This is a genomic window from Sphingomonas sp. PAMC26645 (assembly GCF_004795835.1).
Lineage (GTDB): Bacteria > Pseudomonadota > Alphaproteobacteria > Sphingomonadales > Sphingomonadaceae > Sphingomonas.
On the sequence record NZ_CP039249.1, the window covers coordinates 3,812,075 to 3,826,803 of the forward strand.

16 protein-coding genes are annotated in these 14,729 nt (G+C 65.3%); 8 read left to right on the plus strand and 8 right to left on the minus strand.

The window, feature by feature from the left end; translation table 11 throughout:
• The first annotated feature begins 111 nt into the window (after positions 1–111).
• Both pth and E5673_RS17370 read left to right on the plus strand, forming a co-directional pair.
• The gene (gene pth, locus E5673_RS17365; protein ID WP_136190968.1) at positions 112–681 is read left to right on the plus strand and encodes an aminoacyl-tRNA hydrolase; all 570 of its coding nucleotides are present in this window, start codon (positions 112–114) and stop codon (positions 679–681) included.
• A complete protein-coding gene (locus tag E5673_RS17370) occupies positions 678–1,283 on the plus strand; it encodes a TIGR02466 family protein (RefSeq protein WP_136190969.1) in 606 nt (201 codons plus the stop codon). The genes pth and E5673_RS17370 overlap by 4 nt, the downstream gene beginning before the upstream one ends.
• Positions 1,284–1,517: 234 nt before the next feature.
• Here E5673_RS17370 and E5673_RS17375 read toward each other — a convergent pair whose 3' ends face one another.
• Positions 1,518–2,582 carry an NAD(P)-dependent alcohol dehydrogenase gene (locus E5673_RS17375; RefSeq protein WP_056065036.1) on the minus strand — a complete coding sequence of 355 codons (1,065 nt, stop codon included), beginning with the start codon at positions 2,580–2,582 and terminating at the stop codon, positions 1,518–1,520.
• A gap of 330 nt (positions 2,583–2,912) precedes the next feature.
• On the opposite strand from E5673_RS17375, the gene ychF reads away from it, so the two are divergent.
• A complete protein-coding gene (gene ychF, locus E5673_RS17380) occupies positions 2,913–4,010 on the plus strand; it encodes a redox-regulated ATPase YchF (RefSeq protein WP_056047251.1) in 1,098 nt (365 codons plus the stop codon).
• Positions 4,011–4,031: 21 nt separating this feature from the next.
• On the opposite strand, the gene E5673_RS17385 is transcribed toward ychF, so the two are convergent.
• Positions 4,032–4,433, minus strand: coding sequence for an excalibur calcium-binding domain-containing protein (locus E5673_RS17385; protein WP_247599454.1), 402 nt, complete (start codon positions 4,431–4,433; stop codon positions 4,032–4,034).
• Positions 4,434–4,860: 427 nt separating this feature from the next.
• Complete coding sequence (locus tag E5673_RS17390; protein WP_136190970.1) at positions 4,861–5,100, minus strand: hypothetical protein; 240 nt, start codon at positions 5,098–5,100, stop codon at positions 4,861–4,863.
• Positions 5,101–5,225: 125 nt separating this feature from the next.
• Between E5673_RS17390 and E5673_RS17395 the strand changes: the two genes are divergently transcribed.
• The 4 genes from E5673_RS17395 to E5673_RS17410 all read left to right on the plus strand — a co-directional run bounded on the left by E5673_RS17395 (position 5,226) and on the right by E5673_RS17410 (position 9,232).
• Positions 5,226–5,579: a hypothetical protein gene (locus E5673_RS17395; RefSeq protein WP_136190971.1), complete on the plus strand. Its 354-nt coding sequence runs from the start codon at positions 5,226–5,228 to the stop codon at positions 5,577–5,579.
• Positions 5,580–5,630: 51 nt separating this feature from the next.
• A complete protein-coding gene (locus tag E5673_RS17400) occupies positions 5,631–7,268 on the plus strand; it encodes a hypothetical protein (RefSeq protein WP_247599455.1) in 1,638 nt (545 codons plus the stop codon).
• 309 nt (positions 7,269–7,577) lie between these two features.
• Positions 7,578–8,759 carry an ectonucleotide pyrophosphatase/phosphodiesterase gene (locus tag E5673_RS17405; RefSeq protein WP_247599699.1) on the plus strand — a complete coding sequence of 394 codons (1,182 nt, stop codon included), beginning with the start codon at positions 7,578–7,580 and terminating at the stop codon, positions 8,757–8,759.
• An 11-nt stretch (positions 8,760–8,770) separates the two neighbouring features.
• Positions 8,771–9,232 (plus strand): MaoC family dehydratase, encoded by a 462-nt coding sequence (locus E5673_RS17410; RefSeq protein WP_136190973.1) that lies wholly within the window; start codon positions 8,771–8,773, stop codon positions 9,230–9,232.
• A 265-nt stretch (positions 9,233–9,497) separates the two neighbouring features.
• Here E5673_RS17410 and E5673_RS17415 read toward each other — a convergent pair whose 3' ends face one another.
• The 5 genes from E5673_RS17415 to petA all read right to left on the minus strand — a co-directional run bounded on the left by E5673_RS17415 (position 9,498) and on the right by petA (position 13,964).
• Entirely contained in the window at positions 9,498–10,241 is a 744-nt protein-coding gene (locus E5673_RS17415; protein WP_082453166.1) for a hypothetical protein, read from the minus strand.
• Positions 10,242–10,495: 254 nt separating this feature from the next.
• The gene (locus tag E5673_RS17420; protein WP_136190974.1) at positions 10,496–11,044 is read right to left on the minus strand and encodes an adenine phosphoribosyltransferase; all 549 of its coding nucleotides are present in this window, start codon (positions 11,042–11,044) and stop codon (positions 10,496–10,498) included.
• Positions 11,045–11,191: 147 nt separating this feature from the next.
• The gene (locus tag E5673_RS17425) at positions 11,192–12,034 is read right to left on the minus strand and encodes a cytochrome c1 (protein WP_136190975.1); all 843 of its coding nucleotides are present in this window, start codon (positions 12,032–12,034) and stop codon (positions 11,192–11,194) included.
• A 21-nt stretch (positions 12,035–12,055) separates the two neighbouring features.
• The gene (locus E5673_RS17430; RefSeq protein ID WP_136190976.1) at positions 12,056–13,387 is read right to left on the minus strand and encodes a cytochrome b/b6; all 1,332 of its coding nucleotides are present in this window, start codon (positions 13,385–13,387) and stop codon (positions 12,056–12,058) included.
• A gap of 10 nt (positions 13,388–13,397) precedes the next feature.
• The gene (gene petA / locus E5673_RS17435; protein WP_056489394.1) at positions 13,398–13,964 is read right to left on the minus strand and encodes a ubiquinol-cytochrome c reductase iron-sulfur subunit; all 567 of its coding nucleotides are present in this window, start codon (positions 13,962–13,964) and stop codon (positions 13,398–13,400) included.
• Between the two features lie 203 nt (positions 13,965–14,167).
• On the opposite strand from petA, the gene E5673_RS17440 reads away from it, so the two are divergent.
• Complete coding sequence (locus tag E5673_RS17440) at positions 14,168–14,617, plus strand: tRNA (cytidine(34)-2'-O)-methyltransferase (RefSeq protein WP_136190977.1); 450 nt, start codon at positions 14,168–14,170, stop codon at positions 14,615–14,617.
• Positions 14,618–14,729: the final 112 nt, after the last annotated feature.

Genomic DNA, 14,729 nt, shown 5'->3' on the forward strand with positions numbered 1-14,729 from the left:
CGCGAACGCGGGGGTCCAGGATCAAGCAGCGCCGCCGCCCGTTACCCTGGGCTCCTGCGTTCGCAGGAGAACACGGTTACGTGGCCGACGCGGTCTTTTGGAGAATCACACGTGCAGATCTGGGCGGGACTCGGCAATCCGGGGGCGCAATATGCGATGCACCGGCACAATGTCGGGTTCATGGTCGCCGACGCGATCGCCGAGGTTCACGGCTTTGGCGCGGTCAAGAAGCAGTTCCAGGGCTGGACGCAAGAGGGGCGGATCGGTTCGACCAAGATCCTGCTGCTGAAGCCAGCCACCTTCATGAACGAGAGCGGCCGCGCGATCGGCGAGGCGTTGCGGTTCTACAAGCTCGGCGTCGAGGCGCTGACGGTGTTCCACGACGAACTCGACATCGCGCCGTTCCGCGTGAAGGTGAAGACCGGCGGCGGGACCGCGGGGCATAACGGGCTGCGCTCGACCGATCAGCATCTGGGCCCGGACTTCCGCCGCGTCCGGCTGGGGATCGGGCATCCGGGGCACAAGGATCGCGTGACCGGGTATGTGCTCGGCAATTATGCGAAGGCCGAGATCGAGCCGCTCTCCGACATGCTCGGCGCGGTCGCGGCGGAGGCCAAGTGGCTGGCGGAAGGCGACGACGTCCGCTTCATGAACGATGTCGCGTTGAGGATGCAGCCATGACCACCCGCTCTCTGTTTGCCACGCGGTTCTACGAGGCCGATCTCGGCGACGACGATCTGGTCGAGGAACTCGAGGACGCCGCGCTCGAACTGGCGAAGGCGGATCGCGCGGGGGTCGCGTGGTCGAAGGCGCATGGGTATCGCGGATATACGTCGTACGCGTCGCTGAACGACCTGCCGTTGCGGGATCCGCGGTTCGGGGATCTGGTGCGGTTGTTGAACAAGCATGTCGCGCAGTTCGCGAAGGACTGTGCGTTCGATCTGGGCGGGCGGAAGTTGAAGCTCGATAGTCTTTGGGTGAACGTCCTGAAGCCCGGTGGCGCGCATTCGGGGCATATCCATCCGCATAGCGTCGTTTCGGGGACTATGTATGTTGCGATTCCGGAAGGGGCTGGTGCGCTCAAGCTGGAGGATCCGCGGTTGCCGATGATGATGGCGGCGCCGACGCGGCTGGAGGATGCGCCGGAGGATCTGCGGACGTTCGTGTATGCCGAGCCTAAGCCGGGGAGTGTTTTTCTGTGGGAGAGCTGGTTGCGGCATGAGGTCGTGCCGAATGCTGCCAAGGGAGAGCGGATTAGTATCAGTTTCAATTATCGGTGGTGATTGGGGGCTGAGACATTTCGACATGCAAAGTACCACCCCGGCGCAGGCCGGGGCCCAGTTGGGCAACGTTGCTAACGAAGGGCTGCCCTTTATCATACTGGCCTTCTCAACTGGGCCCCGGCCTTCGCCGGGGTGGTAGAGTTTGGGGGAGCGTCTCCGGACCTTCTTACCCCCTCCCCTGAAGGGGAGGGAGATTGGGGCGGCGTCATACAACGCACGCCGTCCCCAGCCCGATCAGGCGGTCTTCATCGTCGCCATGTCGATGACGAAGCGATACTTCACGTCGCTCTTCACCATGCGCTGATACGAGGGTTCGATCTCGTCCATGCGGATCATCTCGATGTCCGATACCAGCCCGTGCTCGTTGCAGAAATCGAGCATCTCCTGCGTCTCGGCGATGCCGCCGATCAGCGAGCCGGCGATCGCGCGGCGCTTGAAGATCAGGTTGCCTACCGAAGGCGACGGATGCGCATGCTCGGGCACGCCGACCAGCGTCATCGTGCCGTCGCGCTTCAGCAAGGCCGTGAACGTGTCGAGGTTGTGGCTCGCCGCGACGGTGTTGAGGATGAAGTCGAAGCTGTTGGCGTGTTCGGCCATCGCGGCTTCGTCCTTCGACACGATCAGGTCCTTTGCGCCGAGACGCTTGGCATCATCGCGCTTGTTCGGCGAGGTCGAGAACACGTAGACCTCGGCACCCATCGCATTGGCGATCTTGACGCCCATGTGGCCGAGACCGCCGAGACCGACGATGCCGACCTTCTGGCCGGGGCCGACCTTCCAGTGCTTGAGCGGCGAATAGGTCGTGATGCCGGCGCAGAGCAGCGGCGCGACCGCGGCGAGGTCGGCTTCGGGATGCGAGACCTTCAGCACGAAGCCTTCGTCGACGACGATCTTGTCCGAATAGCCGCCGAAGGTATGGCCGCCGAGCACGGGATCGGGGCCGTTATAGGTGCCGACGAAGCCGGTAGTCTCGCAATATTGCTCCTCGCCGTCCTTGCACGACGGGCACTCGCCGCAGCTGTCGACCATGCAGCCGACGCCGACGACGTCGCCGACCTTGAACTTGGTGACATCACTGCCGACTGCGGTGACGTGGCCGACGATCTCGTGGCCGGGGACGCAGGGGTAGAGCGTGCCTTCCCACTCGCCCTTGGCGGTGTGGAGGTCGGAATGGCAGACGCCGCAGAACGCGATGTCGATCGCGACGTCGGTCTTGCCGGGTTCGCGGCGCTCGAAGCTGAACGGGGCCAGGGGCGTTTCGGGAGATTGCGCGGCGTAGCCGTGGGCGGTCGTGGTCATGAAGTTCCTGATCTATCTCAAGCTGGGCTCGGGATATAAGCGTCGACCATATGATAACTACCGACCGGTATGATTATTTTGCTGCACTGCGGCAATCGAGTGGGTCGATCAGGGCTGCTCTTGCTGATCCTCCCCCGCCAGGGGGTGGCGCGCAGCGACGGAGGGGGAGGAACACGCGACATCGGTTGCGCCGGCCTCCCCCCTCCGTCAGGCAAGTGCCTGCCACCTCCCCCTGGCGGGGGAGGATCCGCGCAGCACCTTGGGCGAATGCTGGCCTTCCGCCCCGCCCTGCCCTAAAGCGCCACCACATTCTTATACCAAGGGCATATCATGGGTTTTCGCTGCGGCATCGTGGGGCTGCCGAACGTCGGCAAGTCCACTCTCTTCAACGCGCTGACCGAGACGGCCGCGGCGCAGGCGGCGAACTATCCGTTCTGCACGATCGAGCCGAACGTCGGTAACGTCGGCGTGCCCGACAAGCGGCTCGACGCGCTGGCGAAGATCGCCGGATCGCAGAAGATCATCGAGACTCAGCTCGGCTTCGTCGACATCGCCGGCCTCGTGCGCGGCGCGTCGAAGGGCGAAGGGCTCGGCAACCAGTTCCTCGGCAACATCCGCGAGGTCGACGCGATCGTCCACGTGCTGCGCTGCTTCGAGGACGGCGACGTGACGCATGTCGACAACAAGGTCGATCCGATCGCGGACGCCGAGACGGTCGACACCGAGCTGATGCTGAGTGATCTCGAAAGCCTCGAGAAGCGCGTACCGAACCTCGCCAAGAAGGGCATGCAGGGCGACAAGGAAGCCAAGATCGGCGCCGCCGTGCTCGGCCAGGCGCTCGAACTGCTGCGCGAGGGCAAGCCCGCGCGGCTGACCGTGCCGAAGGACGAAGACGAGGCGCGCGTGTTCGCGCAGGCGCAGTTGCTGACCGCAAAGCCCGTGCTGTACGTGTGCAACGTCGACGAGGGCGATGCGGCGAACGGCAATGCGCTGTCGGCGCGGGTGTTCGAGAAGGCGAAGGCCGAGGGCGCCGAGGCGGTCGTGGTGTCGGCAGCGATCGAGGCGGAAATCGCGACGATGCCCGCCGAGGACCGCGGCGAGTTTCTCGGCGAGCTGGGGCTGGAGGAGACCGGTCTCGCGCGCGTCATTACCGCCGGGTACAAGCTGCTTCACCTGCTGACGTTCTTCACGGTCGGCCCGAAAGAGGCGCGTGCCTGGACCGTCCACGAGGGCGCGACCGCACCTCAGGCCGCGGGCGAGATCCACGGCGATTTCGAAAAGGGCTTCATCCGCGCCGAGACGATCGCGTTCGACGACTTCATCGCGCTGGGCGGGGAATCGAAGGCACGCGAGGCGGGCAAGCTGCGCGCGGAAGGCAAGGCGTACGTCGTCCACGACGGCGACGTGATGCACTTCCTGCACAGCTGAGGGTTTGGCCGGACGGACGGCTCAGCGATAGGGTTCGCAGGCGATCCCGTCGTTGTCGCCGTCCATGCCGGGCCGATACCCCGGTTGGCCGCGATAGAGCGGGGCGGCGCCCGCCGCCCGGACTTCGCGGCACCCGCTGTAGAATACCGAGCCTTTCGATCCGGCGTTGGTCGAACGACGGGCAGGGGTCGATGGTCCGTATGCCGGTCGAACGGCGTTGTACGGCTCGGCGTTGGCGACTTGCCGGGGAGGCGCGACCACATGCTGCCGCAACGCCGGCGCCGCGGCCACCGCTGCTTCGGGAGCCGCCGTGGTATCAACGACAGCCAAAACTGCGGTCGGCCGCGGTTCGGTGGCTTTCCAGACACCGGCGAACATCAATGTCGCGGCGATCGCCGTGACCGCGATAAAGGAACGCTCCATAGCGCCGCTATACGGGCGTAGTGGTTGACGAATATTTATCGATGGTTGCTGCCGCAACAGCCGGGCCGGCCGGTTACGCGATGTCCGCTATGAGGGAAAAGTGGATTGTCGGCTTTGCAGACGCGACTTAGTGTAAGCAGACATCACGACGGAGAGAACGATGCGCCACAAAGTCATGTGTCCCTTAGCCGCTGTTTTGATCCTGTCACCGATCGGCACTGCCACGGCACAGACCCGGCCACTCACGGGAACATCTATCTTTCAGTCGGCAGGGTATGGCGCCTACCCTTTTAGCTTGAGCAGCGGGCCTAAAATCTGTCTTACGCGAACCAGCAATGGTGCACGGGAATGCCGGACGCGCCAAGAGTGGGCTCGGATTGCCCATAAGCTGAGCAAGAAGCCCCAAGGCGGGTAAGCCGGTTGGGCGTTAGCCGTTGGCCCTGGTGTGATCAGGCAATGCCAGCGGACGTCTTGCGGCTTTGCGACCTGCGGCGGCGACTATGACAGCGCTGGACAGGAGGATGCTGGACACTAGCGCGCCTACCGACAGCAGGCCGACAGTGGTGACCGATGCGTCGAAGGTGGTGCGCTTGCCGATCCTGATCGAGACTTTGGCGGCGGGGGCGCTCGGGGTTTTGGTTCGTTCGGGGTGTTTTGGGATCTTCATGGGTCGAGGCTGAACCTTTCGCCGCTTCCGGGCAAGGCGGCGCGTTGGCGCTGCGAGGGATTTGGTGGGTCCGGGGGAGAGACTGTGTGGTTGTGGCGGGTCGTGCGGGAGGTTAGACCGGGGGTATGCTCGCGCGCCTGATCCTGGCTTTACTCCTTGCTGCGTTTGCGTTTCCTGCGGTGGCGCCGGCGGCGTGTCATGATGCGTCTGCTTCGCGGGGGCATGGCGTCGTCATGGATATGGCGGCGGTGGGCGGGAGGCACGAGGCTATATCGGGCCATCGGCCGGATCACGAGGCGCCCGACCGCAAGGCTACGCCGCTGCATGGATGCATCGGGTGCGTGCCGCCTTCGAACTGGAATGCCGCCCGGGTGCTCGGCGTGGCGTTGCAGGAGCCGGTTATGGTGACCGAGCGGGTGGCGGTGCTGAATCTTGGGGCGGGCGTCGCGCCGGCTTTGCGGCCTCCGCGGGAGGCTTGATCGTCGGGTGCTGAGGCACCGTGGTTTTCAGGCTTTTCCAAGGATATAGTAATGACTCGATCGAGGTTTCTCGCGGCTGGGGCCGTGAGGGCGATGCTGCTTGCGGGCGGTGTCGTGGGGGCGGTGCTGCCCGTGGGCGCGGTGGCGCAACATGCCATGTCCATGCCGGGCATGACGATGCCGGATGCGGCTCCCAGGAAGACGGTGGAGAAGGCCAAGTCGCGGCCGGTGGTTAAGCGTTCGGGTGTGCGTTCGGCTGCTCCGTCGGCTCACACGTTGCAGCCGGGGAATGCTGTCGATCATTCGACGATGGACCATTCGGCGATGGGCCACCCTGCTCCGGTTCCCCCTCCGGCTCCGGCCGCGCCGTCTGCGGTGCCGGGGATGGATCATGCGCAGATGGATCACTCGGCGATGCCCGGGATGGCGATGGATCATGGCGCGATGGGGCATGCGATGATCGCCGATCCCACCTACCGCGCGGCGTCCGATGCGGCGCTGGCGAAGATGCCGGCGGGCTCGGCGATGACGGGGATGGCGATGGGGACGTCGGCCGGGTTCTACAGCCAGGGGAGCGGGACGTCGCGGTTGCCGGCGGCCGAGGGGCCGATGCGTGGGTATATGACCCAGGCGGGGGAGTGGATACTGATGGCGGATGGCTATGCGTGGGGCGTCGCGACCGACCAGGGGGGCCCGCGCGGCAAGACCGAGGCGTTCGTGCAGTCGATGGCGATGCTGATGGCGGATCGCGACCTGGGCGACCGGTTCCATATCCAGCTGCGGACGATGAACAGCCTCGAGCCGCTGATGGGTGCGCGCGGCTACACCAATCTGTTCGCGACCGGGGAACTGGCGAACGACCGGCCGCTGGTCGATCGGCAGCATCCGCACGACCTGTTCATGGAGCTGGCCGCGAAGGTTGATTACCGGCTCGGGAACGGCAACACGGTGTTCCTGTATGGCGGGCCGGTCGGCGAGCCGGCGCTGGGGCCGAGCGCGTTCATGCACCGCGGGTCGGCGCGGTATCAGCCAATGTCGCCGATCACGCATCACTGGTTCGATTCGACGCACATCACGTACGGCGTGGTGACGGTGGGGTATGCGACGCCCGCGTTCCAGCTGGAGGCGTCGGCGTTCAAGGGGCGCGAGCCGGACGAGCATCGCTGGAATATCGAGACGCCGAGGCTCGATTCGTGGAGCGTGCGGGGGACGTGGACGCCGTCGCCGTTCTGGGCGGTGCAGGTGAGCCATGGCCATCTGAAGGAGCCCGAGGCGCAGCATCCGGGGGAGGACGAGAATCGCTCGACCGCGAGTGTGCAATATGCGCGGGGCGGGCTGGCGACGACGTTTGCGTATAGTCTCAAGGACCGGGTGCCGGGGGAGAAGCTGAGCGCGTTCCTGGCGGAGGCGACGTATGAGCTTTCGGCTCGGCATGCGGTGTTTGGGCGGGTTGAGAACGTGGCGAACGACGAGCTGTTTCCGGACGAGGGCGATCCGCTGCACGATACCAAGTTCCGGGTGACGAAGGCTGAGGTCGGGTATGCGTACCGGGTGCCGATCGTCGGGCCGCTGGGGTTGGCGCTTGGCGGGACGGTGGCGGCGTATGCCAAGCCGGCGGCGCTGGAGGCGGCGTATGGGAAGACGCCGGTGAGTTGGACCTTGTTCAGCAAGCTGGCGGTGGGGTTGTAGGCTGCATAACATCGGACGGCACCTGTTGTTCTCCCGCGAAGGCGGGAGCCCAGTCTGGGCCCCCGCCTTCGCGGGGAAACAAGCGAGGATAAGTTCGCCCCGCACGGATCGCTTTCTCTCATCGTTCGTGCCGAGTAAGGACCGCGCGAAGTCGCCACCTGCTCGGGACGAACGGTTATGATGAAGAACGCGCTGGCTCTCCTCGGTTCGGCACTCGGGCTGACGCTCGCCGGGTGTGCATATCCGTATACGCCCCCTGCCCTTGCGCCGATTACTGCGCCCGCTCCGACCACGACGGCGGCCGCGGCGATGCCGGGCGAGGCTCGGGCGCCGGTTACCATCCTCGTGTCGATCGATGGCTTCCGGCCGGATTATCTCGACCGGGGGGTGACACCTAACCTCAACCGGCTGCGTGCGGGCGGGGTGTTCGCGAGCATGCGGCCGTCGTTTCCGAGCATCACCTTTCCCAATCACTGGACGCTGGTGACCGGCCTGCGCCCTGATCGCAGCGGGATCGTGGGCAACAAGATGGAGGATCCGGCGCGGCCGGGCGAGACGTTTACGATGGCGACCGACGATCCGTTCTGGTGGAGTGAGAGCTCGCCGATCTGGGTCGACGCGGAGAAGGCCGGGATCCGGACCGCGACGATGTTCTGGCCTGGCGCGAACGTCGCGGTTGGCGGCAAGGTCAAGCCCGACAGCCACGGCGCGATCGAGGGGGGGACGCGCCCGGAGGACTGGCAGCAGTTCAACCAGCAGGTGTCGGGGACGCAGCGGGTCAATGCGGTGCTCGACTGGATGCGGCGGCCGGCCACGATCCGGCCTAAACTGGTGACGCTGTATTTCGATACGGTCGACAGCGCTGGTCATGCGGGTGGGCCGGACAGTGCTGGCGTGACGCAGGCGGTGACGGATGTCGATGCGAGCATTGGCGCGCTGGTCGACGGGCTTGCCGCGCTGGGGCAGACGGCAAATCTCGTTATCGTCGCGGATCACGGGATGGCGGCGACTAGCAGCACGCGGGTCGTGGCGCTGGATACGATTGCGGACAAGGCGGACTATCGCACCGTCGAGATGGGGCCGTACGCGACCCTGTTCGCGGTACCGGGGCACGAGGCGGCACTGGAGGCGCGGTTGCTGAAGCCTCACGATCACCTGCAATGCTGGCGCAAGGGGGAGATCCCGGCGCGGTTTCATTATGGACGCAACCCGCGGGTGCCGAGCTATCTGTGCCTTGCCGATGTCGGCTGGCGGGTAGATCCGAGCGCGCCGACCAAGGCTTCGGTCGGCGGGATGCATGGCTATGACAACATGGCGCCGGAGATGCGCGCGCTGTTCATCGCCAATGGGCCGGCGTTTGCGCACGGCAAGACGATTGCGAGCTTCGACAACGTTGCGATCGAGCCTTTGCTGCGTGATCTGATCGGGTTGCCGGCCGAGGCGGGGCTGGACGGCACCGACGCACCCTTCCAGAAGGTGCTGCAACGATAAGAGGAGAGGTTGTGCAGTATTTCGAGGATATCGAGGTCGGTCGGACTGCGTCGTTCGGGTCCTACGCGGTCACGCGCGAGGAGGTGATGGACTTTGCCGCGAAATACGATCCGCAGCCGTTTCACCTGTCCGACGAGGCGGCCGCGCAGACGCATTTCGGGCGGTTGTCGGCGAGCGGCTGGCATACGTGCGCGATGGTGATGTCGATGGTGGTCGCGAACCTGAAGCAGAACCAGCAGGCCGGGCTCGGGTCGCCGGGGATCGACGAACTGAAGTGGGTGAAGCCGGTGTATCCGGGCGACACGCTGCGGTGCGAGACCGAGATCCTGGAGAAGCGCGTGTCGGCGAGCCGGCCGGAGATGGGGATCTTCAAGAGCCGGATGCGGGTGTTCAACCAAGACGACGTTATGGTGATGACGTTCGTGTCTATTGGGTTAGTGGCTACCCGCCCTGCTAGCACGCCGACCGGTTGATTGGCGGTCGATCACCCCTCACGTAATCCGGCTCTTCGTCTGACGTTCGTGTTTTTCACGCGAAGGCGCGAAGGCGCTAACAGAAGATTTGTTCACGCGGAGACGCGGAGGCGCGGAGAGATTTAGGATGGCGGAGCTTCGTCGTGAGCTTCACTGTCGCGATGCGTGGACTGCGCCTTTCCTGAACCACTCTCCGCGTCTCCGCGTGAAAACCTAATCCTTCTCTTCGCGCCTTTGCGCCTTCGCGTGAACCAATCTGCTCTAGTTACTGCGCCGGACGACCGCCGCCGCGGTTGCCGCCTCCCTGACGTCCACCACCGAAGCGCTGTCCGCCGCCGAAACGCTGGCCGCCGCCGCCGCGATTGCCTCGGAATGCGCCGTCGCCACGGTTGCCGCGGAAGCCGCCTTGGGCCTGCGGTTGCTGCGGGTTTGTGACCTGGCCGGGCTGAGCAGGCTGCCCGGGCTGACCGAACTGGCCGCGATCGGGGCCACGGCCGCGATCCCAGCCTTGGCCAGGACCTCGCCCGGGACGGCCGTTGCCGAACTGGCCCTGACCGGGGGTGCCGGGGTTGCCCTGGTACCCCGGACGATTGCCACGCCAGCCTCCGTCTCGGCCGCCATTGCCGCGGTTGCCGAACCCGCCCCAATTGCCGCGACCGCCGTCGTTGTGGTTGCCCCGATACTGCTGGCGGCCCTGCCAATAGCGCTGCTGGTTGCCGTTCCAGCGGTGTGGGCGACGGTAGCGGTCGTAGACGTACACGCCCGAGCCGGGATAATAATAATCGCCGCTCCAGCCGTAGTAGGAGTTCAGGCCGCCATAGCCGGCGAAGCCATCATAGCCGCCGCCATAGCCTGCGCCGTAATAGCCGTCGCCGTAGCCACCACCGTAATAGGGGTCGCTGGCATAGCCGACGCCTGCGCCGCCATAGCCGTAACCATCAGTGCAGCCTGCGACGCCTAGTCCGAGACCCAAGGCTAGGCCGATAATGCCGAAGCGCTTCATAAACATGGAAGTTCTCCCATACGTGGAGAGCGGACACAACGCGCCGCCATTCATCGCACAACGGAGTCGGTATGTCGCAAGTTCCATGAATGGGGTCTGACGGGGTTTGGGGTTGTTCAAGGGGCCCCACACGTTTCGTCGCACACGCCCCATACTGTTCCCGCGCGAACGCGGGCGGCCAGGGTAGCGGTGCGCTACGGTATTTAGCTGGGCTCCCGCGTCCGCGGGGGAACGGCTATGTGGTTATGTCTTCCGAGCCATCAGTGGCCGGGGAAGTGGATCAGCGCGGTTGCTTCGATGCCGTCTGTGCGCAGTGCTTCCGCGCCGCCTAGGTCCGGCAGGTCGACCAAAAATTGGGCTTGCGTGACCACCGCGCCGGCTTTGTGGAGGAGGCGGACTGCGGCGCGGGCGGTGCCGCCGGTGGCGATCAGGTCGTCGACCAGCAGGACGCGGGCGCCGGGGGCGAATGCGTCGGCGTGGATCGCGATGCGGTCGGTGCCGTATTCGAGCGCGTAGTCTTCGGCGATGGTGGCGCCGGGGAGCTTGCCGTCCTTGCGGATTAGCAGGACGCCGGCCTTTAGCGGGGCGGCCAAGGCGGCGGCGAAGAGGAAGCCGCGGGCTTCGATGCCGGCGACGAGATCGACAGGACCCGAGACCGCCGCGACCATCCGTTCGATCGCGGTGGCCCAGCCGTTCGGGTCGAGCAACAGGGTGGTGATATCGCGGAACTGGATGCCGGGCTTGGGGAAGTCCGGGATGGTGCGGATCAGGGCTTTCAGGTCGGCGTTGCGCGCATCGGTATCGGACATGGGCGTTCCCTTCTCTCCGCGCAGCGGCGGCGGACGTGCCGAGACGCGGTGTTGCGCGACGGCCAAAACGAAAGCGGCGGATCAGGCTGTTCGCCCGTCCGCCGCTCCCTCTATCCGTGCGCCCTTACCGCGGGAGCCCGGCCGTCATCAATGCTTAACGTCGCGCCAGACGTTCTGGTACGCGCCCCAGGCGAGGCCGCAGAAGATCAGGATGAAGATGATCGACGCGAACCCGGCGGCATGGCGTGCCTCGAGATTAGGCTCCGCGGTCCAGGTCAGGAACGCCGCGACGTCGGTCGACATCTGTTCCTTCGTCGCCTTGGTCCCGTCCGCGTAAGCGACCTGGCCATCCGACGTCAGCGGCGGCGGCATCGCGATGTTGAGGTTCGCGAAATACGGGTTGTAGTGGAGCCCGGTCGGCGTCTTGATGTCCGGGAATTCCTTAAGCAACGCGGCGGGCTGCGTCGTGTAGCCGGTCAGCAGCGAATGGACATAGGCGGTGCCGTCCTCGCGCGCCTTGGTGATCAGCGAAAGGTCGGGCGGCAGCGCGTTGTTGTTCGCGGCGCGCGCGGCGATCTCGTTGGCGAACGGCGACGGGAAGTGATCCGACGGGATGTTCTTGCGCGTCGCGGGCTCGCCGGTTTCCGGGTTGATCGAGGGCTGCTCGATCACCCACTGGTTGGCGATCGCCTTAACCTCGGGATCGGTATAACCGATCTTGGTCAGGTCGCGGAACGACACGAGCCGCAGCGAGTGGCAGGCCGAGCAGACTTCCTTGTAGACCTGAAACCCGCGCTGAAGCTGGCGACGGTCGAACTTGCCGAACACGCCGTTGGAGGCGAGCTCGAGCTCCTTGGGATGCTTGTGCGCGACGCTCTCCGCGGTCGGCGCGACGGGGTCGTTGCGGACGCCCTGTATGCTGCCGAAGAGCGCGATGCCGAGCACCAGCACGAAGGCCGCGCCGACGATGGAGGCGATGAGACGAACCATGTGTGTGTCCTCGAGTTCGTATCAGTGCGCGGCGTGCGGCGCGGAGGGCGCATCATGCGACGTGGGCGCCGTCGACAGCGCGGTGTGGGCCGGGCTGGTGCCACCATGCTTGTTCAGCACGGCCTCGGTGATCGAGTTGGGCAGCGGCCGCGGACGCTCGGACCGCGAGATGAACGGCAGGATGATCAGGAAATGGGCGAAGTAATAGGCCGCGCAGATCTGGCTGAGGATCACGTAGAACGCGTTCGCCGGAGCGCCACCGCAATAGCCAAGCACGAAGATGTCCGCGACCAGCACCCAGAACGCGATCCGCGCCTTGGGACGATAGTTCATCGAACGGACCGGCGAGCTGTCGAGCCAGGGCAGGAAGAACAGCAACAGGATCGAGCCGAACATCGCCAGCACGCCCCAGAGCTTGGCCGGCAGGATGAAGTCCGCGGTGAAGGCGCGCAGGATCGCGTAGAACGGCCAGAAATACCATTCGGGGACGATGTGCGCGGGCGTCGAGAGCGGGTTCGCCGGGATGTAATTGTCCGGATGGCCGAGATAGTTCGGGAAGAAGAACAGCAGGCTGGCAAAGATCAGCATGAAGATGCCGAGCCCGAAACCGTCCTTTGCGGTGTAATAGGGATGGAACGGGACGGTGTCCTGCTCGCCCTTGACGTCGACGCCGGTCGGGTTGTTCGAGCCCGGGATATGCAGCGCCCAGATGTGCAGAATGATGACGCCCGCGATCACGAACGGCAGCAGGTAGTGCAGCGAGAAGAAGCGGTTGAGCGCGGCATTGTCGGGCGCGAATCCGCCGAGCAGCCAAATGCGGATGGTGTCTCCGACCAATGGAATCGCCGAGAAGAACCCGGTGATGACCTGCGCGCCCCAGAAGCTCATCTGGCCCCAGGGAAGCACGTAGCCCATGAACGCGGTCGCCATCATCAGCAGGAAGATGACCACGCCGAGCAGCCACACCATCTCGCGCGGCGCCTTGTACGAGCCGTAATACAGCCCGCGGAAGATGTGCGTGTAGACGACGATGAAGAACATCGAGGCGCCGTTGGCGTGGGCGTAACGCAGGAACCAACCTGCGTTGACGTCGCGCATGATGCTCTCGACCGAGTCGAATGCGACCGCGCCGTTGGCGGCATAGTGCATCGCCAGGACGATGCCGGTGATGATCTGGATCGCCAGCGCGGCACCGGCGAGCACGCCGAAGTTCCAGAAGTAATTGAGGTTGCGCGGGACGGGATAGCCGCCGCCGAGTGAATTGTAGACGAGCCGGGGAACGGGAAGCCGCTCATCCAGCCACCGCGTCAGCGGCAGCTTCGGTTCGTATTGCTTGGCCCAGGGAAAGCTCATGGTGTTTTCCTCAGCCTACCGTGACGACGGTGTCGGAGTTGAAGGCATAGTCCGGAACGTGGAGGTTCGACGGAGCGGGGCCTTTGCGGATGCGTGCGGCGGTGTCGTAGGCCGAGCCGTGGCAGGGGCAGAAATAGCCGCCGAACGGGCCCTTGTTCTCGCCCTCACCGGCGCCGAGCGGGACGCAGCCGAGATGCGTGCAGACGCCGAGCGTGATCAGCCAGTTCTTCTTGCCCGCCTTGGTGCGCTGCTCCAGCGTCTGCGGATCGCGCAGCGTCGAGATGTCGACCGCGTCGGCTTCCGAGATTTCCTTCGGCGTCAGGTTGCGCACGAAGAGTGGCTGCTTGCGGAACGAGGTCTTGATCGCCTGGCCGGGGAGGATCTTCGACAGATCGATCTCGGTGGTCGACTGCGCGAGCACGTCTGCGCTCGGGTTCATCTGGTTGATCAGCGGCAGGACGATCGCGACCGCGCCTACCCCTGCAAAGGAGACCGCGGCGATGTTGATGAAATCACGGCGGCGAGGGTCATGGGCCTCTTCGTGAAACGGCTCTGGCGATTCGCCGGGAGGAACCATGTCGTCGACTGTCGCCATTCATCTCGCCCTTGCACGTTATTTTTTTCGTGGCCTGGCGGGGTTTCCGGTTTCGACGAACCGTTGCCCACCCTGCCCGACCGTCCCCACGGAGGCTGCGCTTTGATAGACGGCGGGGCGCGGGTTTGCCAACTGCATTTTGCTTTGGGTTACCACCCGGCCCCCGGCGCGCTAAGGGATCAGGCATGAGAATTGCCCTCTATCAGCCCGATATCGCCGGAAATGTCGGCGCGATCCTGCGGACCGCCGCGTGCATGGGGATCGGCGTCGACCTGATCGAACCGATGGGATTCACCTGGAGCGAGAAGGCGGTGGCGCGCTCGGGGATGGATTATGTGGGGGCGGTCGACGTGGTACGGCATGTCGATTGGGACGCGTTCCTGCGCCAAGTGAGCGGGCGGATCGTGTTGCTGACGACGAAGGGCGCGGTGCGGCTGGATGTGGCGGAGTTTCGTAGCGACGACGTGTTGTTGATGGGGAGCGAGGGGACCGGGGTGCCGGAGGAGGTGCATGCGCGCGCCGATGTGCGGGTGCTGATCCCGATGCGGCCTAGGTTGCGGTCGATGAACATCTCGGTGGCGACGGGGATCGTTGCGGCCGAGGCGTTGCGGCAGACGGGCGGCTGGCCGAGCTGATCCTCCCCGCACGAGGGGAGGGGGACCGTGCGAAGGATGGTGGAGGGGGTTCACCGCGAACGTCCCGCTTCGTCATCACAGCCGTAACGCTCGCGGAAATCCCCCTCCACCC